The organism is Duganella paludis, from assembly GCF_054461335.1.
On sequence record NZ_CM136922.1, the window covers coordinates 6,727,199 to 6,750,079 of the forward strand.

Consider the following 22,881-nt stretch of genomic DNA (forward strand, 5'->3'; position numbering starts at 1 on the left):
AATGAGCATTCCCTTAGCTCCCGCTTGATCCGCACATGCCCCAGCACCATCCGCCGCCAGTAAATTCCGACGATGTCAGCTGGCTCAGCGGCGGTGGCGAGATGGCGGAGCTCATCAGGAATATCGACTGGTCGCAGACCCCGCTGGGTCCGCTGCACAGCTGGCCGCAAAGCTTGCGCACCACGGTCAGCCTGTGCCTGTCGTCAACTTTCCCCATCCTGGTGGCGTGGGGTCCGGAATACATCCAGATCTATAACGAGGCCTACCGCCCCATCTGCGGCGGCAAGCATCCGGCCTCGATGGGCGAGCCATTCAAAGTGTGCTGGGCCACCGCCTTGCCCGTGGTCGGCGACAAGTTCGACCGCGCGCAACAGGGCGAAGGCACGTATATCCGCGACCAACGCATGTTCCTCGACCGCTACGGCTATCTGGAAGAGGCGTTCATGACGTTCTCCTTCTCGCCGATTCGCGACGAGTCCGGCGAGGTCGGCGGCATCTTCCACCCGATCACGGAAACCACGGAAGTCGTGCTGAACGCCCGCCGCACCCAAAGCTTGCGCGACCTGAGCGCCGCCATCGACGGCGCGCGCACGGTGGACGACATTGGGCGCCAACTGAGCGCTCACGGCGGCGATCTGGCGCTCGACTTGCCCTTCCTGTTGTTCTACCAGCTCGACGGCGAAGCCGGCCAACTGCATCTGCGCGGCGCCAACGGCATCGCCGCCGGCAGCCCGCTGGCGCCGGAAACACTCGCCTTCGACGACGAATGCTGGCCGTTCGCGCGCGCCGCCGCCAGCCGCGAGATGCATCAGCAGGACGGCCTGGCCGCGCGCTTTGAGGGCACAAGCTGCGGCCCCTACGAGGAAGCGCCGCAATCCGCCATGATTTTGCCGCTGACGCTGCCCGGCCAGCAGCACCCGTTCGGATTCGTGGTGGCCGGCGTCAGCGCCCGCCGCGCGCTGGATGCGCCGTACCTGAACTTCTTCGCGCTCCTGACGGCGGCCTTCAACACCGCCGTCGGCAACGTCACCGCCTATGAGCAGGAACAACGCCGCGTCGAGGAGCTGGCACGCATTGACCGCGCCAAAACCGCCTTCTTCTCCAATGTGTCGCACGAATTCCGCACGCCGCTGACCCTGATCCTCGGCCCGCTCGACGACGCCCTGGCCAGCGACGGACTCTCCGCGCCGCAACGCCAGCGCATCGAAACTACCCACCGCAACGCCTTGCGCCTGCTGAAGCTGGTCAATTCCCTGCTGGACTTCTCGCGCATCGAGGCCGGCCGGGTCCGCGCCACCTACCTGCCGGTCGATCTGACGCAGCAGACCAAGGACCTGGCCAGCGTGTTTGAATCGGCGATGGAAAAAGGCGGCCTGACCTATACGCTGGATCTGCAACCGCTGCCGGAGAAAGTCTACGTCGACCGCGACATGTGGGAAAAAATCGTGCTGAACCTGCTGTCCAACGCCTTCAAGTTCACGCTAAAAGGCGGCGTGCACGTGACGCTGGGCGAGCACAACGGCATGGCGCGCTTGTCGGTGAGCGACACCGGCAGCGGCATTCCGGAGCATGAACTGCCGCGCGTATTCGAGCGCTTCCATCGCATCGAAGGCGCATCGGGCCGCAGCCTGGAGGGCAGTGGCATCGGCCTGGCCTTGATCCAGGAACTGGTGCGGCTGCACGGCGGCGCCATCAGTGTGCAAAGCGAATTCGGTGTCGGCAGCCGCTTTGACGTCGATCTTCAGTTCGGCCACAGCCACTTGCCGGCGGATCGCATCGCCGACGCGGAGGCCGGCACGCCGCGCATGGGCGCCGCCTTCCTGGAGGAAGCCCTGCGCTGGCTGCCCGACCAGGAGACGGGTCACAGTCAGCCTGCGGCCGAACACAGCCTGACGCTGCTGCAGCCGGCCGCCGAGCGCCCGCGCATTTTGATCGCGGACGACAACAGCGACATGCGCGCCTACCTGAAATCACTGCTGGCGCCGCACGCGGACGTGACCGTATGCGGCGACGGCGAAGCCGCCTTCGAACAATTATCGCAGCAACAGCCCGACCTGCTGCTGAGCGACGTGATGATGCCCAAGCTCGACGGTTTCGGCCTGATCGCCCGTATCCGGGCTGACGACGCGCTGCGGCAGTTGCCGGTGATCTTGCTATCCGCCCGCGCCGGCGAGGAAGCCAAGGTCGAAGGCTTGCGCGCCGGCGCCGACGACTACCTGGTCAAGCCCTTCTCCACCAGCGAACTGCTGGCGCGGGTACGACGACAGATCGCGCTGGGGCGCGCTCGCCAGCTGCAACAAAGCCAGGCCAGCGCCCGCGACGCCTACGTGCGTTCGCTGATCGACACCTCGCCGGCGATCCTCTGGACCACCGACGTCGACGGCCAGTGCACGTACTTGAGCCAGCGCTGGTACGACTACACCGGCCGCACGCCGCCCCAGGACCTGGGCCTGGGCTGGCTGGAAAATATCCATCCCGATGACTTTGAACGCTCCAGCAGCATCTTCCTGGCGGCGAATGCGGCACGCACCCCGTTCTCGATGGATTACCGGCTGCGCCGCCATGACGGCGAATACCGCTGGTGCGTCGATGCCGGCATGCCCCACACCGACGACGCCGGCGAAGCCGTCGGCTTTGTCGGCAGCGTGATCGACATCCACGACCGCATCGTGCTACAAGAATCGCAACAAAGCCTGGCGCTTGAGCTGACGGAAAAGAACCGCATGCAAAGCGAGTTCCTGTTCACGCTGGCGCATGAATTGCGCAACCCGCTGGCGCCGATCCGCGCCGGGCTGGAGCTGATGCGCACCGTGCCCGCTACGCCCAAGGCCGAACAAATCCAGACCGTGATGCGGCGCCAGGTCGACCATATGGTGCACCTGGTGGACGACCTAATGGACATGGCCCGCCTGACCGAAGGCAAAGTGACGCTGCAGCGCGCCAATGTGGCGCTGGCCGAGGTGGTGCAGGATGCGATCGCGATGAGCACGCCGCTGATCGACGCCGCTCAGCACCGCCTGAGCGTGAGCCTGCCGTCGCCGTCGCTGACGCTGCATATCGATCCGCACCGCATCACGCAAGTGTTGAGCAACCTGATCAACAACGCAGCTAAGTACACCCCGCCCGGCGGCCATATCGAGATCGCCGCCGTCGCGCGCAACGACGAACTGGCGATCATGGTGGCCGACAACGGCATCGGCATCGCCGCCGGGCTGTTGCCGACCATATTCGACATGTATGCCCAGGTGCCGGCGGCCGAGCGCATGGCCCAGGGCGGACTGGGCGTCGGGCTGAACCTGGTGCGCCAGCTGGTGCAATTGCACGGCGGCCGCGTCGGCGCCGAAAGTGGCGGCACAGGCCAAGGGACTTGCTTCACCGTCTGGCTGCCTTTGCCACTGGAGAGCGCCGAGGCGGCGCCGGTGCCGGAAGCGCCGGCAGCATCCCAGGCGGCAGCATCGTCCACGCTGCGCATTCTGGTCGTCGATGACAATGTCGATGCGGCGGAAATCCTCGCCGCGCTGCTGGAATACGGCGGCCATCAGGTAACGGTAACGCACGATGGCGCCTCCGCCATGGCCAGTGTGGCCTCCGATCCGCCGCAAGTGGTGTTTCTCGACATCGGCCTGCCGGACATGAGCGGCTACGAGGCGGCGCCCCGGCTGCGCAGCATGTACGGCATGGACAAGGCGACCTTGATCGCGCTGACCGGCTGGGGCACGGACTCGGACAAACAGCGCTCGACCGCCGCCGACTTCGATCATCACCTGACCAAGCCGGCCGACGTGACGCAACTCATGTCTTTGCTCGATGAGATTGCGAATCAAGGAAGCTAGCCGCTAAGGCTTGAGCTGTATCGTCTTGCCCTGCCTGGCGCTGCGGGCGGCGGCGTCCAGGATTTCCATCACGATCATGTTGTTGTCGATCGAGGACGGGTCGTATTTTCCGGGCGTGATGCGGCCGTCGATCAGCGCCTTGAAGTAGGCGAAGGGATCGTTGTCCGGGTAGGTGCGCTCGGGTAGCGTCAACGTCTTTTCTTCCGCCGATTCCGACAAGCGGGTGCGCAGCTGGTGGCGGTTATCCGCCATCAACTGGCCCTGCACGCCGTAGATTTCCAGATCCTTGCGCGCCACCGGCCAGTTCCACGAGGCCTGAACGATGGCCTGGGCCTGCGGATAGGTGAGGATGATGGTGGCTTCGTCGACCGGGTCGCCCAGCCAGTCGAGGAATTCCTGGTTGACGCCCAACTTCTTCGGCCCCTTGTGACCATCGTGCACGACCACCTTGCGCACGTCGCCGATGTGTCCGGCGCGCAGCAGGTCGTCACGATTTTTTTCGACGATGCCGACAATCTCGATATCTTTCAATTGCTCGCGCCCCAGCAGCCAGTGCACGTGCGTGTGGGTCAGGCCGACCACGCCGATGCGCAGCGGTGCGCTGTCGGCGGCGTTGGCCACCCAGCAGCTTGCCGCCAGCAGTAGCGCCGCCAAGGCGTGGAGTAATTTCACCATGGGCCTCTTTATCTTTCGGATACTCGAAGACGTAACACATTTCAATGCCAACCGTCATTAGACTTTTGCATGTTTCCTTGCTATAATGACGTATATTTACAACAGAAGTCTTCCGTAGCGCCTCTGCTACGCCCCCATTGGGCCATGCGCCCGCATCCTGGCACCCCGCGTGCCTCCCTTGCTTGCCACTTGCGTGCGCTCCCGCGCCATCGCGGCACAAGGTCGCTGATTCCCGCCGTAAGTCCCTTGGCTTGCTGGGTTTCATTCCATTCGTCAAATCGAAGGAGAACCACATCGTGGCTAAACAAATCATCATTGACCATGTCTTCAAAGTATTCGGCGATCAGCCCGAAGACGCACTGGCATTGGTCCACCAGGGCGCCAGCAAGCAGGATATCCTGGCCCGCACCGCATGCACCATCGGCGTGTTCGACGCCACCTTCACCATTGAGGCCGGCGAGATTTTCGTCATCATGGGCTTGTCCGGTTCCGGCAAGTCCACCCTGGTGCGCATGCTGAACCGCCTGATCGAGCCCACCGCCGGCCGCATTCTGATCGACGGCAACGATATCAATACCCTGCCGGACGCGCAGTTGCGCGCGCTGCGCCGCAAGGACATCAGCATGGTGTTCCAGTCGTTCGCGCTGCTGCCGCAACTGACCGTGCTCGACAACACAGCCTTCGGCATGGAGCTGGCCGGCATGCCCAAAGCCGAACGCCATGCGCTGGCGCAGCAAGCGCTTGAACAGGTCGGCCTCGCCGGCTATGCCGCCAGTTATCCGGATGAATTGTCCGGCGGTATGCAGCAACGCGTGGGCCTGGCCCGCGCGCTGGCTTGCGATCCGTCCATCCTGCTGATGGACGAGGCGTTTTCCGCGCTCGATCCCATCATGCGCACGGAGATGCAATCGGAGCTGCTGCGCCTGCAGCAGATCAAGCGCCGCACCATCGTCTTCATTTCGCATGATCTGGATGAGGCCATGCGCATCGGCGACCGCGTCGCCATCATGAAGGACGGCCACGTGGTGCAAGTGGGCACGCCGGAAGAAATCCTGCGCAAGCCCGCCAACGACTACGTGCGCAATTTCGTGCGTGGCGTCGATGCGGCGGCCGTCTTCAAGGCCGCCGACATTGCGCGCAAGAGCCAGATCGTGGTGTCGGAATCGCCTGCACGCGGTGCGCGCGCGGCGCTGTCGATGCTGGAAGAACAGGACCGGGCCTACGCCTACGTGGTCGACCCGCAACGCCGCTTCCTCGGCCTGGTGTCGGCCGATTCGCTGCGCACTGCGCTGGACGGCCACAGCGGCCCGCTGGGCCTGGCGCATGCCTACCTGCCGGAGGTGCAGACCATCGATGCGGATGAACCCGTCGCCGGCCTGTTCGGCCAGGTGGCGCAACAGCCATACGGCGTGCCCGTGGTGGCCAACGATGGCAGCTTCCGGGGCGCCATCAGCAAGACCACCTTGCTGAAATTCCTCGATCGAGATACGCAGAAAGGACACGCATGAATCAAGTCAATCCATGGCTCCCCACCCCGCCGGGCGATACCACCTGGCTCGACGCCGCAGCCCCTGCCGCCACGCCGCAGCACACCGGCGACCCGCACCTGTCGCAAATCCTTGACGGTTCGCTGCCGCTGCAATCCTGGATCAACCAGGGCCTGGGCTGGGTGGTCGAGCATTGCCGTCCGTTCTTCCAGGCCGCGCGCGCACCCATCGACGCCACCTTGGACACCGTCAGCCAGCTACTGCTGGCCGCGCCGTCGTTGACGGTGATCGCCATCATCGGCCTGCTGGCCTGGCAGTTCACCAGCCGCGCGCTGGCCATCGGCACCGTGCTGGCGCTGTTGATCGTATCGATGCTGGGCATCTGGCCGGACGCCATGATCACCTTGTCGCTGGTGTTGACTTCGCTGGCTTTCTGCCTGCTCATCGGCCTACCGCTGGGGATATTCCTGGCCAGCAGCGACCGCGCGCAAAACCTCCTGCGCCCGCTGCTGGACGCCATGCAGACCACGCCGGCCTTTGTGTACCTGGTGCCGGTGGTGATGCTGTTTGGTATCGGCAACGCGCCCGGCGTCATCGTCACCATCATCTTCGCCCTGCCGCCGCTGGTGCGCCTGACCAATCTCGGCATTCGCCAGGTGCGTCCCGATTTGATCGAAGCGGCGCGCGCCTATGGTGCTTCGCCGTGGCAGTTGCTGACCCGCGTGCAGTTTCCATTGGCCATGCCGTCCATCATGGCCGGCATCAACCAATCGCTGATGCTGTCGCTGTCCATGGTGGTGATCGCCTCGATGATCGCGGTAGGCGGCCTGGGCCAGATGGTGTTGCGCGGCATCGGCCGCCTGGACATGGGCCTGGCCACCGTCGGCGGCCTCGGCATCGTGCTGCTGGCCATCACGCTGGATCGTTTAACACAAGCGATGGGCCAACCGCGCCGTGGCGTGCGCCACTGGTACCAGACCGGCCCCGCCGGCCTGGCCCTGCGTCTGTTGCACCTGATGCGCGGCGCCCCCGTCCAGGGCGCAGTGGCCGTCCTGGCCCTGGTACTGGTCACCAACCTGGCCATGGCGCAGAATGCCGACCTGCCCGGCAAGGGCATCAAGGTGCAGGCGCTGCAAAGCGCCATCGCCGAGGAAACCTTCCAGACCATGCTGGTCGAGCGCGCCCTGGAAGCGCTGGGCTACGAGCCGCAGCCTATCAAGGAAGTCGATTATCCGGCCGCGCACATCGCCATCGCCAATGGCGACGCCACCTTCCTGGCGGTGCACTGGGATCCCTTGCACAAGGATTACTACAACAACGCCGGCGGCGACGCCAAACTGCTGCGCACCGGCCAGTATGCAGGCCCGGCCGCGCAAGGCTACCTGATCGACAAGGCCACGGCCGACAAGTACCACATCACCAACATCGAACAGTTGCGCGATCCGGGCCTGGCCAAGCTGTTCGACCACAACGGCGACGGCAAGGCCGACCTGACCGGCTGCAATCCCGGCTGGGGCTGCGAAGCGATGATCGAAAACCACCTGGACGCCTACAAGTTGCGCGAGACGGTCCAGCACGTGCAGGGCAGCTACGCCGCCCTGATCGCCGACACCATCGGCCGCTACCAGCGCGGTGAATCCATTCTGTACTACACGTGGACGCCGTACTGGGTCAGCGGCGTGCTGGTACCGGGCAAGGATGTGGTGTGGCTGCAAGTGCCCTTCTCATCCAACCCGGCGCACGCCAACACCCGCCTCGACGACGACAGCGACTACGGCTTTGCCGTCAACACCACGCGCATCGTCGTGAACCGCGCCTGGGCCGAGCGCAATCCGGCCGCCGTCAAGCTGTTTGAAATGATGCGGCTGCCGATTGCCGACATCGACGCGCAAAACGAGCGCATGCGCCATGGCGAAAACACGCAAGCCGACATCGCCCGCCATACGGCAGGCTGGATCAAATACCACCAGCAGGTGTTCGACGCCTGGATCACCCAGGCGCGGGCCGCAGCGCAGCCCTGATGCCGTTTATTGGTCCAGCACGCGGAACGTCAGCGTGTAGTTGTGACCGTACACCGGCGCGGCGGCGCCAGCCGGCGCCGGTGCGTGATAGCGAATCAAGGCCAGATAAATGCCCGATTTCGTCAGCGGCAGCGCGATTTTTCCGTCGGCATTGGTGGACACATTCTGGACCGTGGCCTGGCTGGCCAGATCCATCGGCGATCGATAAACGCTGACCTTCTGGTTCGGCAAGGGCTTGCCGTCGAAATGCACGACGAAGTCGAATTTCTCGTTGACGAACAAATCGCTCGGATGCGTGACGGCGACGATTTCCAAGCCCTTGCCCACCGGCGCCAGCGCTTTCGCCGATGGCTTGCCGGCGGTGACATAGGCCTCGGAAATGGACAGCGACTGATAGTTGCTCAGCAGCTTGGCATCCGCCGGCATGACTTGCTGCGGATCGCGCACGGACTCGGTCTTGCCGTTGCGCTCCCAGGTGCGAAACACCGCGCCCAGTCGCGGGCCGGTGCTTAGGCGATAGGTGCCCTTCCCGTCAGGCAGTTTCTGCTCGGCCACCGTGCGTTGCTTGAGCTGACGGATATCGCCGAACGGAATGCGCTCGCCTTCCGGCGTGACGATGGTGAATGCGGTTTCACCAAAGGCCACGTCCGGCACGAAGAATTTCTCCGTGAAGCCGGCATCGACGCCGATGATTTCCTTGGGCTGGACATCGAAGCTGCTCGGCAGCAGGTACGGTGTATGGGCGTGTGCAGTCAGCGCGACGAGGCAGGATGCGGCGAATGCCGTGCGTAGCAAAAATGGTCGTTTCAAGACTTTCTCCATTGGTTTGTTGTGAAATTCAGAATGTCAGGTTCAGTGACAGCGCTGCGGTACGACCTGGTTCGGTCAGCAGTTCGATGTCGCGCCGGTCGCGTGCGACCGCTGGTTGCAGGCTGCGCGCGCTGGAATAGTCCCAGTAACGTTTGTCGCCAAGGTTGTAGATGCCGGCATCGAGACGCATGTTCTTGTTGACCTGCCAGTAGAGGATCAGATCGAACGAGGCATGACCCGGCACGCGGAACAGTGCCGTCGTGGAGTCGGTCAGTCCGGTGCCCGCGTTGGTGTAGGCATCGCGATTGGTGGCCACCGCCTGCTTGCCGGCGACGAAACTGCCGGTCAGGTTCAGTCCCCAGGTTTTCAGCGGCGCATCGTAGCCGGCGCCGATCACGGCCTTGCGTGGCAACACGGATTCAAGCGGGACGTCCTTGTCGCCGTCGTAATTGGACTTGGCGGTGCCGCGACTCAATCCCATGGCCCAGGTGCTGTAGAAGCCTTTGGCATCGGGATTCCATCGGCCGTGGTCTACCCGTGCGCTGAATTCGAAGCCGTAGATCTTGGCGTCGTCGCGGTTCTCGGCCTGATAGATGGTGCCGATGTGCGCCGGCACGTTGGTGAACATGGCCGGATGCAGCGCGCGGGTGTAGCGGGTGTAGGCGATGAAGTCGTTGTAACGCGTGTAGAATAGCGAGGTGTTCAAGGTCACGCCCTGCGTTGGATGGCCCTTGAAACCGACTTCGAAGGCATCGCTGGTTTCCTCTTTCAGCTTTGCATTGCCGACCAGCGCGTACTGGTTGCCGGTGAGGTAGTTGCTGGCGAGGTTCCACGAACCGAAGATCTCGCCGGCGGCCGGCGCCCGTCCGCTGCGCTTGTACTGCGCATAGACCAGCAGGTTGCGCGTTATGTCGTAGCTGAGGCCAAGGCTAGGACTCCAGATGGTCGCGCTCGGGCTGCCGTACATCTTTTCCACATCGGCCGGCGTCAGCACGCCGGAGGCGAAGTTGCCGATGTCGCGCATCTTGATCTTGACGTAGTCGCCGCGCAGTGCCGGCATCAGCACCAGGCGATGGCCGTCGACGTCGAAGCTGATGTCATCCTGCACAAACAATCCGGCCCGCTCGGTGGTTGTGTCGGGCTGCGGCTTCATGTAGCCGGCCACGTTCCATGGCCGCTCCACGTCCTGCTCGGATACGTTCAGGCCATAGCTGACATGGTGGCTATCGAACCGCTTGGCGGCCACGCTCGACAGCCCCCAGGTCCGCGTCTTGTTTTCGGAGACATTGCGCACCGTGGCTTTGGTGGACAAGGTCGTGGTATCGGTCTGGTCTTCGGTATCGGTACTCTGGAAGTACAAGCGCGTATCCACGTGATCGAGCCAGGTGCTGTTCGGCGTCCATTGGTGCATCAGCTGCAGCGTGTTGCGGCTGGTGTCGCTGCGCTGCTGCGAATTTTCAATGACGCTGGTGCTGGTCGTGTCCCAGCCGAAGAAGGACGTGTCGTTCTTGCGCCGGTAAAGATCGGCGGACAGTTCGAGGCGGTTGGCGGCATCGATGCGCAGTCCACCCTTGAGCAGCAATGCATTGGAGTTCCAGTCGTTCGCCATGCTGTCGACGATATCGCTGTTGTTGCGCGTGGCGTGGCCGTCGCGACGCGAATAGGCGATCAGGCCGTCCGTGTTGCCGCTTTTGCCTGCGGCGGTCACGCTCTCGTTCCAGGAGCGATCGGCCGAATCGTAGCCGATTTTTCCACCGAAATAAGAGCGCTTGTCGCTGGCCAGATAGTCGTCCGCCGATTTGGTTTTGAAGCTGACCGCCCCGCCGATGCCGCCCGCCGAGCGCTTGGCCGACGTGGTGCCGGAAAGGATATTCACCGCCGAGAACATTTCCGGATCGATGAAGTCGCGGCCGGCGCCAAACGTGTTGACGCCGACCCGGCTCACGTACGGGCGGGTGGTGGCATCCGGCATCTCAATGCCGTCGACATCCATGCCGACACGATTGCCTTCGATGCCGCGTATGTTGTAGCCGGTGGTGCCGGAGCGGTCGAAGCTGCTGCGGTTGCGCGTGGTGCCGGCCGCAGTCCCGGGTGCGGACACCAGCGGCTGATTGCGGACCACGTCCTTCATATTGTTGGCGCGATCCAGCGCGTCGCCGCTGATGGTTGTCGATGTGCCGGGTTCGGGCTGCTCGGTCACGTCGATCTGCGGCAGTACTGGGGTGACGGCCGATGCGTCGTTGCTGGTTTCCTGAGCAAATGCCGATGCCAGGAACATGGTGGAGATGGCGCAAGCCAGCGGCGTGCGTAAAGCGTATCCAAACATATAACCTCTTCATACTTGTTTTTGGCTGGATACCTCCTTCATTGTTGTTGCAGGGATTTCTGGCTGGCAAGCAATCATATATCAAATGAGAATCATTTGCATTTAAATTTTATACTACAATTGATAAAAATCTAATTTGGAGACAACTGAATGACGACAAGCAAGCGCACTTTTAAAACGTATGTGGCTGTATTGATCGCGTGCACGCTGACCTGCGGCTTGTCGACGGCGGAGGCACGGGAAGCCGGACAAACCACACCGCAATTCGAGGTGCCTGGCGCAGCGCCATTCGCCCTATATCGCCCTTCCTCAATCAACGCGGGAGCGCCTGCGCCGCTGGTCTTCCTGCTGCACGGCAGTTCGGGCGAAGGCGTGGCCATGCTCGCCGGCTCCAGCCTGAAAGCGGCGGCCGACAAGCACGGATTCATCATTGCGGCGCCCACCGGCGCGATCCGCCTCGCGCAAGGATTCGCATGGAATGTACCGGGCGTGGTCACCACCAGCGGCGCGGCGCCCGGCGCTGGCGATAGGGACGATGTCCAATATCTGCTATCCATCCTGGATTTGCTTGCCAAGCAAGGTCTCGCAGACCGCAGCCGCGTCTACATCACCGGCATCTCCGGCGGCGGACGCATGACAAGCTGGATGGGATGCGTGGCATCGACGCGGTTCGCCGCGATTGCCCCCGTCGTCGGCTTGCGCGCCGGCGCACCGCTCAAGTCGGACCCGGCGCGGCCCGATCCGGATAGCTGCCGGCCTGAATCGCCGCTCCCTGTCATCGCGTTTGCCGGCGATCGCGACACCACCAATCCGATGGAAGGCGGCGGATCGAAATACTGGCAGTACTCCATGCAGGCCGCGGAACAGCGCTGGGCGGCGCTCAATCAATGCCAGCACGCCGCCGTCACACGCCGGATCTCGCCGACGGTGTACCAGGAACTCTACGACGGCTGCCGGGACGACGCCGCAGTAACCGCCTACGTCACCGAAGGTGGCGGCCACACCTGGGTGGCCGACGACGAAGTGATGTGGGCCTTCTTCGCCAGCTACGCCCGCGCGGCGGACGGCAAACTGCTGAAGGTTGGCCGCTAAGTCCTAATCGGCCAACGCGGCGTCGATGGCGCGCAGTCCCTCATGGCTGAACGGGGCGCATCGGGCGGCTGCCACCGCATCGTCCAGCTGCTCCAGGCGGCTGGCGCCGATCAGCACCGACGACATGCCGGGATGACGCAGCACCCACGCCAACGCCATCTGCGCCAGCTTCTGCCCGCGTTGCTGCGCGATCTGCTGTAGCTTGCCCACCGCCGCCAGCCGGGCCGGCGTCAGGTCGGCAGGATTCAGGAAGCCACCGCGCGCGGCGCGCGAATCGGCCGGCAGCGCGCCGTCCAGGTAGCGGTTCGTCAGTATCCCCTGCGCCAACGGCGAAAAGGCGATGCAGCCTATGCCCTCCGCCGCCAGCGTCGGCAACAGCTCCGCTTCAATATCGCGCTCCAGCATGTTGTAGCGCGGCTGGTGAATAACGCAGGGCGTGCCGAGGCGATGCAGCAGCGCCGCCGCATCGCGCGTCTGCTCCGCGCTGTAGTTCGACACGCCCACATACAACGCGCGGCCGCTGCGCACGATGTGGTCGAGCGCCGACATGGTCTCTTCCAGCGGCGTATCCGGGTCCGGGCGATGATGGTAGAAGATATCGACGTAGTCCAGGCCAAGCCGCTCCAGGCTTTGATCGAGGCTGGACACCAGGTACTTGCGCGAACCGCCGGTGCCATACGGTCCCGGCCCCATGCGGTAGCCGGCCTTGCTGGAAATGATCAGCTCATCGCGGTGCGACTGCAGCTCGTCGCCCAGGACCAGGCCCAATGCCAGCTCCGCCGCGCCTCCGGGAGGACCGTAGTTATTCGCCAGGTCGAAGTGGGTGATGCCACGGTCGAACGCACCGCACAACAAGGAGGCCACCTTGGCTTCATCCGCATCGGCGCCGAAGTTGTGCCACAGGCCCAGCGACACGCTGGGCAGCTGCAGGCCGCTGGCGCCGCAGCGGCGGTAAGGCTGGACGTCATAGCGGGATTCATCTGCGATATAGTTCATTCATACTCTCTCAGGCTGTGGTGGTGTTCAAAGCGTGATGTTCACGGTGCCGCCGCTGTTGGTCAGCGTGTAGGTCTGCTTGACCGTTTTACCCTGATAACGCACGGTCACTTCGTACTCGCCAGTGTAAGCACGTACCGAGCTGACTCCGCCCTGGCCGGTGACGCCGCTGAAGTCCGTGCGCCAGGTCTTGCCGATCAATTCCGCATACACCTCGCCGTGCTGGCGCAAGGTCCAGTCCTTGTTCCACAGCGCGGCCACCGGGAACCAGTGCGCGCCTTCCCAGAAGCCCCATTGCACAAAGCCCACCGTGGCGGGATGGCTGTAGATCGCGGTCAGAAAATCGCGCAGGTAGCGGGCCTTGAATCCATCATCGTTGCTATTGATGTCAAACTCGGAAATCTGGATGGGCAATCCCAGCTTGCCGAAGTAATCCAGCCGTTCCAGCACAAACGGAATGCCGGGCGGCGTGCCGCCGATATGCGCCTGCTCGCCGATGGCGTCGACCTGCGCGCCGTTCTGCTTGAGCCATGCGACCGTGTCGAAGAAGGACTGGCTGGGGCTACCCTTCCCCGAGCCATGAAACATGGTGTAGTCGTTGAGGAACAGGCGCACGTCGGGCGCTCCCGCACGCGCCGCGCTGAACCAATCCAGCATTTCGCGCTTGCCCAGTACATCCAGGATATCGTGATGCGCATAGGGTTCGTTCACCACGTCCCATTCCTGGAACTGCCCTTTCAGCGCGCCGGTCTGCGCGGCGATGCCCTGCAGGATGCTGCTGCGCAGTGCCGCCGGATCGTTCTTCAGCGGCGCCAGGTGTGAGCTGTGCTGCCACGACGGCCACACCATGACGTGGCCGCGCGCCGTGATGTGGTGATCGCGCAGCGATGCCGTGGCCTGTACGATGCCGCTGGCTCGCCGCTCTTCCGGTTGGCTGAACCAATACTTGGCTTTGGCCTCGTTCTCGAACACCACCTGGTTGAAATATTTGGCGACGACCTCGCGATAGCGGGCGCCGTCCGGCGTGTCGGCCAGCAGATTCTTCGACGTGATCGCAGTGCCCCAGTTGAAGGCGTTGCGCGTCATGCGCACTTCCACTTCGGCTCCTTGCAGCGGTTTGCCGTCGGGACGCGCCACCTTGACTTGCAGGTCGCCCTTGCGCAGCTTCTCGATGCGGGCCTGCGCCTCGCTGCGCCATGCGGCGTCCGGCGCGTCACCGGGATAGCGCACCGTCGAGCGGGGCAAGGAGGTTAGGGCCACGCCGGGACCGTAGTTCTGCAGCGTGAGGTCGGCAATCTCGAAACTTTGCTGGTAGCCGTCCAGTTCTATCGACAGCTGCATGTCCTCCGGTGTGGCGTCCCGCTCCAGTACAAAGGGGACGCTGGTCTCGGTCCATTCGGCGCCGACGGAAATGCCGCGCTATCCATCAATACAGCCAGCGCTTCACGCCGGCCCCACGACTGGGATAGAAAAACTCAACCGCAGCGATTAACATTGCCAACTATCTTTTTTAAATGAGAATCATTACCATGTAACTTCTTCCACAGTACTGCAGAGGCCGTCATGATCGTCGCTAAAAAATTAAGCCAGGTTGCCACCCACACGGCGATTGCGTTCGGCTTGATGTACGCGCTGACCGGTTCGCTGGCCTTCAGCGGACTGGCCGTCATTATCGAACCTCTGATCAACGTCGCCCTGCTGCCGCTGCACGAGCGCGCCTGGCAGCGCCTTCATTCCCACTTCCCCACGCAATTCGCCGTCGCGGCGGAGCGCACCAGCCAGGCGGGGCTGCATTTCGCGGTGGCCTTCGTCGTGGTCTACGCGTTCACCGGCTCGCTGGCCTTCGGCGGCGTGGCAGCGGTGCTGGAGCCTATCCTCAACGTGGTGATCCTGCCCTACCACGACCGCCTGTGGGACCGTCTGCAAGCCGGCAATACCAAGTACCTGTCGCAAAGTCAGTCTGTACCTGGATGACAAATCCGGTTTTGGTTGCTTTTCATCTAGAACCTAACTAAACTGAACCTACTAGTTCATTTTAGAACATCAAGTCATGAAGAAACGAACCGAGACACGCCGCCAGGCCATTCTGCTGGCGGCGGCGCAAGTATTCGAAGCAGGATTCGAACGGGCCTCGATGTCCGCCATCAGCGACCTGACGGGCTACTCAAAAGCCACGCTCTACAGCTACTTCAGTTCCAAGGAAGAGCTATTTTTCAACGTTGTCGTGGAAGCCACGGAAGCCCAGTTCCAGGCGACCCACGGCGCGCTTGACCCGGCCATCGACGACATCGCGGTGGCGCTCCAGGCCTTTGGCGAGCGTCTGCTGAGTTTCATCTATTCACCCCAGGTACGCTCGGCGCGCCGGCTGATCGTCTCCGAAGCGGGACGGTCCGACCTGGGACGACGCTGCTATGAACTGGGCCCAGCCCGCAGCGAAACAGCGGTCGCCGCTTTCCTGGCCCAGGCCATGGATGCCGGCAAGCTGCGGCGCGCAGATCCGCGCATCGCCGGCCTGCACCTGAAAGGCCTGCTCGACGCGGAGTGGAGCGACAGTGTCACGTTCCAGACCGTCAGCCAGGTCAGCAGCACCGAGGCCAGCGGCACCGCCGCGCGCGCCGTGGCGGTTTTCATGGCCGCATACGGCCCCGTCTGATTTTTCCCCGGAGGCTGCCATGCCGCAGAACCAGAATCCCCCCATGCAATCGATCCTCGACCCGAAGTGGCTGTTCTTCATCGAGGTGGCCGAACAAGGCAGCCTGACGCGCGCCTCCGATGTGCTGGACGTGCCGCAGTCCATGGTCAGCCGCCATATCAACCAGCTGGAAATGCAGTGCGGCTCGCGCCTGTTCCGCCGCACCGGACGCGGCGTGGTGCTCACCGAGTTTGGCGAAGAACTGTTCCCGCGCCTGCGCGCGCTGGTGTCCGATGCGGACAGCATCACCGACGCGATCCGCACCACCGGCGGCACGCCGGCCGGCGAAGTACGCGTCGGCATGCTGCCATCCACCGTGCCGATGTTGGCCAGCAAGCTGTTTTCGCTGGTGCGCGAACGCTTCCCGCGCGTGCGCCTGCACCTGAGCGACGGCTCCAGCGCCCAGCTGGAAGAACAACTGCGCGATGGCCGCGTCGACATGGCCCTGCTGCTGCGCGAAGGGCCGGTGTCCGACGTTGGCGAATCCGTGCTGGCGCAAACGAGGCTGGAGCTGGTGGGCCAGCGCGGCGACCCGCTGCTGGAAAACGGCACCATCACGCTGGATTCGCTGCAAGGCCTGCCGTTGGTGGTGCCCAGCCCTCCGCACCTGTTGCGCGCACGGCTAGACACGCTGGCCGAAGCGCGCGGCCTGCGCCTGAATTTCGCGGTGGAGGCGGACTCGATCCGGCTGCAGCACGAGATCGCGGCGGTGGGCGGCGGCTACGCCATCACCTCCGGCCTGTTCGAACTGCGCAACGATCCACGCCTGGCCAGCGCCCGCATCGTCAAGCCCGACCTGCTGCGCAGCGTGGTGCTCAGCACCACCTTGCGCCGCCCGCACACGCTGGCCACGCGCGAGGTCCAGCGCCTGATCGTGCAAGTAGTGCCGACGCTGATGAAGCCCGCCGCATAAGGACAAACAGGAGCTATCCAGCGAATAGATATCTGCTTTCGCAGGCGGCTCCTAGCTCAGGACCGCACCGTTTTATACAGTACAGGCATCTACACAAGGAGCCTGTATATGAAGCAGATACCGAGCAGCGCCAACCGCTTTCACATCAGCGGCATCGAGCGCGTCAAGTTCGCCGTCACCGCATTGGACGACGCCAGCCGCTTCGCCGCCGATTGGGGCCTGAGCCAGGCGGCCGCCGACGGCGCCCTGCTGTACCGCACAGTGGACGGTTCCGAAGTCGAAATCGTCGAGGCCGATCCCGCCGTACCGGGCCGCACGCCAGTCGGCAATAGCAGCGGCCTGTGCGAAATCACCTGGGGCGTCACCGATCCGCAAGGCCTGCGCGACCTGGCCGAAGAGCTGGGCCGCGACCGCGCCGTCAGCGTCGATGTCGACGGCACGCTGCGATGCCTGGACGACCTGGGTATCGGCCTGGCGTTCCGCATGGTGCGCCGTCACCAGAGCCCCGCCGAACCGACCCGCTTCAACGGCCCCGGACAGCCGGACCGCCTGAACCGCCGCGCGGTGCGCTACCAGCGCGCGCAACCGCATGAAATCAGCCACATCGCCATCGGCGTCGACGATGCCGGCGCCGCTTCGGCGTTCTACATCGAGCGCCTGGGCTTCATCATCTCGGACCGCTACGCCAATCGCGGCGTCTTCATGCGCTGCGCACCGGCCGGCAATCACCACCACCTGTTCCTGTTGAACGGCCGCCAGCCCGGCACACGCCTGAACCACCTGGCCTTCAAGGTGCGCGACGTGCACGAAGTGATCGGCGGCGGCCAGTACATCGACTCGCGCGGCTGGACCACGTTCGCGGGACCGGGCCGCCACACCGTGTCGTCGGCCTGCTTCTGGTACTTCAACACGCCGCTGGGCTGCTCGTGGGAGTACGCCGCCGACGAGGACATCGTCACCGAAACCTGGGAGACCCAGGACTTCGCGGCCACCGCCGACATCTTCTCCGAATGGACCTTCGGCCTGGAGAAATCGGACGGCCGCCTACGCGGGCCCATCTCCGCCAGCAAGGAAGTCAAATGAGCGCGCAAGCGAGCTACTGGGTCGAGCTGCTGGCGGCCAGCACCCGCATCGTGCAGGGCCGCTACCGCAGCCGCGTACTGGAAGCCGGCAGCGGCCCGGTGCTGATTCTGCTGCACGGCACCGGCGGCCATCTGGAAAACTACGCGCGCAACATCATGCCGTTGTCCCGGCACTTCCGCGTGATCGCGCTGGACTTCCTGTGGCACGGCATGTCGCAAACCGAAGGCTTCGATCATGAAGTGATCCCGCAGTTGGTGGATCAGGTGATCGACGTGATGGACACGCTGGGCATAGACAGCGCCGCGCTGGAAGGCCAGTCCATGGGCGGCTGGGTCGCCATGCAACTGGCGTTGCGCCACCCGTCGCGCATATCGAAACTGGTGTTGACCACCACCATGGGCTACCAGCCGGACCCGGAATCGATCCCCGGCTACCTGGAGCCGGATTGGGAAAAGAATCTTCCCAGCTCGCTGGAAGTGCTGCGCGATCCCAGCTACGAGAACGTCCACACGCGCATGGCCCGCATCCTGGCCAAGCCGGAGCGCCTGACTGCGGAAGCGATCCAGGTGCGCCAGGCTTTGTACCGCCAGCCCGCGCTGGCCGCCGTGCAGGCGCGCTTCATCACCGAGTACCTGAGCGGGAACACCATCCGCAAACATATCGTCACCGACGCCGACCTGCGCCGCATTGAACAGCCGGTGCTGGTCTATTGGGGTGACCAGAACCGCACGCCGCCGGCGCTGGGACAGCGCTTGTCGCAGCAGGTGCGCGACGGCCGCTTCCACTGCGCGCAGGACACCGGCCACTGGGCTCAATTCGAAAGCGCAGAAGAACACAACACGGTGGTCGCGCAATTCCTGCGCGGCGCGGCCGACAACAAACAGGAGACATTATCTTGACACTCTCGATCAACCTGGTGGGACGCTGGGACATCGTCTCGTGGGAACAGCTGTACGACGACGGCCGCCGCGAGCTGCCGATGGGCGAACAGCTGGAGGGCTTTATCCGCTACCTGCCGGACGGCGACATGGTCTGCATGATCAGCAAGGCCGGGCGCAAGCCCTTCGAACAAGGCGGCCAGTGGAACGCGCCGGACGCCGAGAAAGCCCGCGCCTACGACTCCATGCTGAGCTACAGCGGCCGCTATCGCGTCGATGGCGACACCATCACCCACCAGGTGCAGGCCAGCCTGTTCCCCAACTGGATAGGCGGCGAGCAGAAACGCAAGCTGGTGGTGCAGGACGACGGCACCCTGGCGCTGCAGGCCAGGCTGGAAGCGGACACGCCGCAGGCACGCACCGCGCGCCTGGTATGGCGCCGCCATGTATCGGCAGAACCGGCGGGAGGCCAGCCATGAGCAATCCCGAGATCGGCAAATCGGTCGCCTGCGGCCCGGTGCTGACCAACTACCAGGACGTGGGCGCAGGCGAACCGATACTGCTGCTGCACGGCTCCGGCCCCGGCGTCAGCGCCTATGCCAACTGGCGCCTGGCGCTGCAAAGCCTGGGCGGCGAGTTCCGCCTGCTGGCGCCGGACCTGGCCGGCTTCGGTTACAGCCAGTCGCCACCGGACATGGTGCATACGCGTCAAAGCTGGCTCGATCAGATCGTGCGCTTCATGGATGCGATGGGCGTCGAACGCGCCCACGTGGTCGGCAACTCCTTCGGCGGCTCGATGGCGCTGGCGCTGGCCATCGCCCACCCGGAGCGCGTCAACAAGCTGGTATTGATGGGCAGCGTGGGCGTGCCGTTCGAACTCACGCCGGGCCTGGACGCGGTGTGGGGCTATCAGCCGTCGGTCGAGAACATGCAGGCCATCATGCGCATCTTCGCCTACGACCAGTCGCTGGTCGGCGACGCGCTGGTCAAGCTGCGCTACGAGGCCAGCATCCGTCCCGGCATCCAGGAAGCCTACGCCGGCATGTTCCCGTCGCCGCGCCAGCGCTGGGTGGACGCCATGTCCCACGCGGAGCAGGATATCCGCGCCCTGCCGCATCCTACCCTGCTGGTGCACGGCCGCGATGACAAGGTGATTCCGCTGTCGACCTCCATGACCATGCTGGAGTGGATAGACAACAGCCAGCTGCACGTCTTCAGCCGCTGCGGCCACTGGACCCAGATCGAACACGCGGCGGCCTTCAGCCGCCTGGTACGCGACTTCCTGAAAGAGGCATGAACATGGCTCCCAATAATATTCATCTCAACGCGGCCGCCGCTCTGCGCCAGGCGGCGCAGAGCGGCGTGGCGATCGCCCCGCTCAGCGACCAGTATCCGGCGCTGGACATCGACGATGCCTACGCCATCCAGTTGATCAATACCGAACATCGCGCGGCGGCCGGCGCCCGAATCGTCGGCGCCAAGATTGGCCTGACTTCGACCGCGGTGCAGAAGCAGCTGGGCGTGAACCAGCCGGACTTCGGCATGCTGTTCGACGACATGGCCTATGGCGAAGGCTTGCCGATTGCGATGTCCGCGCTGCACCAGCCCAAGATCGAAGCCGAGGTGGCGTTCGTGCTCGGGCGCGACCTGGACATGGAGCATCCCGGCATCGTCGACGTGCTGCGCGCCATCGAGTTCGCGCTGCCGGCGCTGGAGATCGTCGGCAGCCGCATCCGCGACTGGAAGATCAAGCTGGTGGACACCGTGGCCGACAACGCCTCGTCGTCGGCCTTCGTGGTTGGCGGCTGTCCGCGCAAATTGTCGGAGCTGGACCTGCGCAACTGCTCCATGCGCCTGCACGGCAACGGCGAGCTGCTCTCCTCCGGCATCGGCAACGCCTGCCTGTCGCACCCGCTCAACGCCGTGGTGTGGCTGGCCCGCACCATGGCGCGCAACGGCGCCCCGCTGAAGGCCGGACACGTTGTACTTTCCGGCGCCCTTGGCCCGATGGTGCCGGTGCAGGCCGGCCGCGCCTACAGCGCCGCCATCGAGGGGCTGGGCAGCGTTACCGCCGTCTTCGACACCGAATGATCTTTAAAGCGAGCATGCAATGACCAAGAAACTGAAAGCCGCCATCATCGGCAGCGGCAATATCGGCACGGACCTGATGATCAAGATCCTGCGCCATGGACGGCATATCGAAATGGGCGCCATGGTCGGCATCGACCCGGCCTCCGACGGCCTGGCGCGAGCCGCCCGCATGGGCGTGCAGACCACCCACGAAGGCGTGGAAGGGCTGACGCGGATGCCGGTGTTCGCCGACATCGACATCGTATTCGACGCCACCAGCGCCTCGGCCCACGTCAAGAACGACGCGTTGCTGCGCGGCCTCAAGCCGGGCATCCGCATGATCGACCTGACGCCGGCCGCCATCGGCCCTTACTGTATTCCGGTGGTGAACGGCGACGTCCACCTGGATGCGCCCAATGTCAACATGGTCACCTGCGGCGGCCAGGCCACTATCCCGATGGTGGCGGCGGTGGCGCGCGTGGCCAAGGTGCATTACGGCGAGATCATCGCCTCCATCTCCAGCAAGAGCGCCGGCCCGGGCACCCGCGCCAACATCGACGAATTCACCGAGACCACCTCGCGCGCCATCGAGCAGGTCGGCGGCGCGGCCAAGGGCAAGGCCATCATCGTGCTCAATCCGGCCGAACCGCCATTGATCATGCGCGACACGGTCTACACCCTGAGCGAGTTCGCCTCGGAAGATGAAATTTCCGCCTCGGTGGAGCACATGGCGGCGGCGGTGCAAGCCTACGTGCCCGGCTACCGCTTGAAGCAGAAAGTGCAGTTCGACCGCATCGAGCAGCCCATCAACATTCCCGGCGTCGGCCGCGCCATGACCGGCCTGAAGACCTCCATCTTCCTTGAAGTGGAAGGCGCCGCCCACTACCTGCCAGCTTACGCGGGCAACCTGGACATCATGACCAGCGCCGCGCTGCGCACCGCCGAGCGCATGGCCGAACGCCTGAAGGATCAAGCATGAACAAGAAACTCTACATCTCCGACGTCACCCTGCGCGACGGCAGCCACGCCATCCGCCACCAGTACAGCATCGAACAGGCCAAGCAGATCGCCCGGGCGCTGGACGAAGCAAAGGTCGATTCCATCGAAGTGGCGCACGGCGACGGCCTGCAGGGCGGCAGCTTCAATTACGGCTTCGGCGCCCATACCGACCTGGAATGGATAGAAGCGGTGGCCAGCGTGGTCAAACACGCCAAAATCGCCACCCTGCTCCTGCCCGGCATCGGCACCGTGCACGACCTGCGCGCCGCCTATGACGCCGGCGCCCGCATCGTGCGCGTGGCCACTCATTGCACCGAGGCCGACGTCTCGCGCCAGCACATCGAATACGCACGCCACCTCGGCATGGAGGCCGTCGGCTTCCTGATGATGAGCCATATGCAAACGCCGCAAGGCCTGGCGCAACAGGCCAAGCTGATGGAAAGCTACGGCGCCACCGTCTGCTACGTGGTCGATTCCGGCGGTGCGCTCAGCATGAACGATGTGCGCGACCGCTTCCGCGCCTTCAAGGATGTGCTCAAGCCGGAGACGCAGACCGGCATGCACGCCCACCATAACCTGAGCCTGGGCGTGGCCAACTCCATCGTCGCGGTCGAGGAAGGTTGCGACCGCATCGACGCCAGCCTGTCCGGCATGGGCGCCGGCGCCGGCAACGCGCCGCTGGAAGTGTTCATCGCTGCGGCCGAACGCATGGGCTGGAACCACGGCACCGACCTGTTCAAGCTGATGGACGCGGCCGACGACATCGTGCGCCCGCTGCAGGACCGCCCGGTGCGCGTGGACCGCGAAACGCTGGCGCTGGGCTACGCCGGCGTGTACAGCAGCTTCCTGCGCCACAGCGAGGCGGCGGCGCGCAAGTACGGCCTGAAGACCATGGACATCCTGGTCGAGCTGGGACGCCGCCGCATGGTGGGCGGCCAGGAAGACATGATCGTCGACGTCGCGCTGGACCTGCTCAAGCGCCGCGCCGCATAACTACATCAACAAC

Annotated in this window: 19 protein-coding genes; 14 read left to right on the forward strand and 5 right to left on the reverse strand. The window is 64.4% G+C overall.

From position 1 onward, the window contains the following. The first annotated feature begins 35 nt into the window (after positions 1-35). Entirely contained in the window at positions 36-3,833 is a 3,798-nt protein-coding gene (locus ACXZ1M_RS29525; protein WP_459051155.1) for an ATP-binding protein, read from the forward strand. A 3-nt stretch (positions 3,834-3,836) separates the two neighbouring features. Here ACXZ1M_RS29525 and ACXZ1M_RS29530 read toward each other — a convergent pair whose 3' ends face one another. Further along, positions 3,837-4,508 (reverse strand): hypothetical protein, encoded by a 672-nt coding sequence (locus tag ACXZ1M_RS29530; RefSeq protein WP_459051156.1) that lies wholly within the window; start codon positions 4,506-4,508, stop codon positions 3,837-3,839. A 296-nt stretch (positions 4,509-4,804) separates the two neighbouring features. Between ACXZ1M_RS29530 and proV the strand changes: the two genes are divergently transcribed. Together proV and proX are read left to right on the forward strand one after the other, a co-directional pair. Then, complete coding sequence (gene proV / locus ACXZ1M_RS29535; protein WP_459051157.1) at positions 4,805-6,016, forward strand: glycine betaine/L-proline ABC transporter ATP-binding protein ProV; 1,212 nt, start codon at positions 4,805-4,807, stop codon at positions 6,014-6,016. Further along, the gene (gene proX, locus ACXZ1M_RS29540; RefSeq protein ID WP_459051158.1) at positions 6,013-8,016 is read left to right on the forward strand and encodes a glycine betaine/L-proline ABC transporter substrate-binding protein ProX; all 2,004 of its coding nucleotides are present in this window, start codon (positions 6,013-6,015) and stop codon (positions 8,014-8,016) included. The genes proV and proX overlap by 4 nt, the downstream gene beginning before the upstream one ends. Before the next feature lie 6 nt (positions 8,017-8,022). Here the strand turns inward: proX and ACXZ1M_RS29545 are convergent, their stop codons facing one another. Further along, entirely contained in the window at positions 8,023-8,826 is an 804-nt protein-coding gene (locus ACXZ1M_RS29545) for a DUF4198 domain-containing protein (RefSeq protein ID WP_459051159.1), read from the reverse strand. Positions 8,827-8,854: 28 nt separating this feature from the next. Continuing rightward, complete coding sequence (locus ACXZ1M_RS29550; RefSeq protein WP_459051160.1) at positions 8,855-11,152, reverse strand: TonB-dependent hemoglobin/transferrin/lactoferrin family receptor; 2,298 nt, start codon at positions 11,150-11,152, stop codon at positions 8,855-8,857. 183 nt (positions 11,153-11,335) lie between these two features. Here ACXZ1M_RS29550 and ACXZ1M_RS29555 point away from each other — a divergent pair, with 183 nt between their 5' ends. Next, the gene (locus ACXZ1M_RS29555) at positions 11,336-12,244 is read left to right on the forward strand and encodes a CE1 family esterase (protein ID WP_459051161.1); all 909 of its coding nucleotides are present in this window, start codon (positions 11,336-11,338) and stop codon (positions 12,242-12,244) included. Positions 12,245-12,247: 3 nt separating this feature from the next. On the opposite strand, the gene ACXZ1M_RS29560 is transcribed toward ACXZ1M_RS29555, so the two are convergent. Next, positions 12,248-13,240 carry an aldo/keto reductase gene (locus tag ACXZ1M_RS29560; protein WP_459051162.1) on the reverse strand — a complete coding sequence of 331 codons (993 nt, stop codon included), beginning with the start codon at positions 13,238-13,240 and terminating at the stop codon, positions 12,248-12,250. A gap of 27 nt (positions 13,241-13,267) precedes the next feature. Continuing rightward, positions 13,268-14,581: an endo-1,4-beta-xylanase gene (locus ACXZ1M_RS29565; RefSeq protein WP_459051163.1), complete on the reverse strand. Its 1,314-nt coding sequence runs from the start codon at positions 14,579-14,581 to the stop codon at positions 13,268-13,270. Positions 14,582-14,803: 222 nt separating this feature from the next. Between ACXZ1M_RS29565 and ACXZ1M_RS29570 the strand changes: the two genes are divergently transcribed. From ACXZ1M_RS29570 to dmpG, 10 genes are all read left to right on the forward strand, one after another. Then, complete coding sequence (locus ACXZ1M_RS29570; RefSeq protein WP_459051164.1) at positions 14,804-15,214, forward strand: DUF2061 domain-containing protein; 411 nt, start codon at positions 14,804-14,806, stop codon at positions 15,212-15,214. 76 nt (positions 15,215-15,290) lie between these two features. Continuing rightward, complete coding sequence (locus ACXZ1M_RS29575) at positions 15,291-15,893, forward strand: TetR/AcrR family transcriptional regulator C-terminal domain-containing protein (protein WP_459051165.1); 603 nt, start codon at positions 15,291-15,293, stop codon at positions 15,891-15,893. Between the two features lie 19 nt (positions 15,894-15,912). Then, complete coding sequence (locus ACXZ1M_RS29580; RefSeq protein WP_459051166.1) at positions 15,913-16,845, forward strand: LysR family transcriptional regulator; 933 nt, start codon at positions 15,913-15,915, stop codon at positions 16,843-16,845. Between the two features lie 108 nt (positions 16,846-16,953). Further along, positions 16,954-17,928 (forward strand): VOC family protein, encoded by a 975-nt coding sequence (locus ACXZ1M_RS29585; RefSeq protein ID WP_459051167.1) that lies wholly within the window; start codon positions 16,954-16,956, stop codon positions 17,926-17,928. Then, positions 17,925-18,827 carry an alpha/beta fold hydrolase gene (locus ACXZ1M_RS29590; RefSeq protein ID WP_459051168.1) on the forward strand — a complete coding sequence of 301 codons (903 nt, stop codon included), beginning with the start codon at positions 17,925-17,927 and terminating at the stop codon, positions 18,825-18,827. Before ACXZ1M_RS29585 ends, ACXZ1M_RS29590 begins: the two co-directional genes overlap by 4 nt. Continuing rightward, complete coding sequence (locus ACXZ1M_RS29595; protein WP_459051169.1) at positions 18,824-19,285, forward strand: lipocalin-like domain-containing protein; 462 nt, start codon at positions 18,824-18,826, stop codon at positions 19,283-19,285. Before ACXZ1M_RS29590 ends, ACXZ1M_RS29595 begins: the two co-directional genes overlap by 4 nt. Further along, positions 19,282-20,103, forward strand: coding sequence for an alpha/beta fold hydrolase (locus ACXZ1M_RS29600; protein ID WP_459051170.1), 822 nt, complete (start codon positions 19,282-19,284; stop codon positions 20,101-20,103). Before ACXZ1M_RS29595 ends, ACXZ1M_RS29600 begins: the two co-directional genes overlap by 4 nt. 2 nt (positions 20,104-20,105) lie before the next feature. After that, complete coding sequence (locus ACXZ1M_RS29605; RefSeq protein WP_459051171.1) at positions 20,106-20,897, forward strand: 2-keto-4-pentenoate hydratase; 792 nt, start codon at positions 20,106-20,108, stop codon at positions 20,895-20,897. Positions 20,898-20,916: 19 nt separating this feature from the next. Continuing rightward, positions 20,917-21,855 (forward strand): acetaldehyde dehydrogenase (acetylating), encoded by a 939-nt coding sequence (locus ACXZ1M_RS29610; RefSeq protein ID WP_459051172.1) that lies wholly within the window; start codon positions 20,917-20,919, stop codon positions 21,853-21,855. Continuing rightward, positions 21,852-22,868: a 4-hydroxy-2-oxovalerate aldolase gene (gene dmpG / locus ACXZ1M_RS29615; protein WP_459051173.1), complete on the forward strand. Its 1,017-nt coding sequence runs from the start codon at positions 21,852-21,854 to the stop codon at positions 22,866-22,868. The genes ACXZ1M_RS29610 and dmpG overlap by 4 nt, the downstream gene beginning before the upstream one ends. The last annotated feature ends 13 nt before the right edge of the window (positions 22,869-22,881 follow it).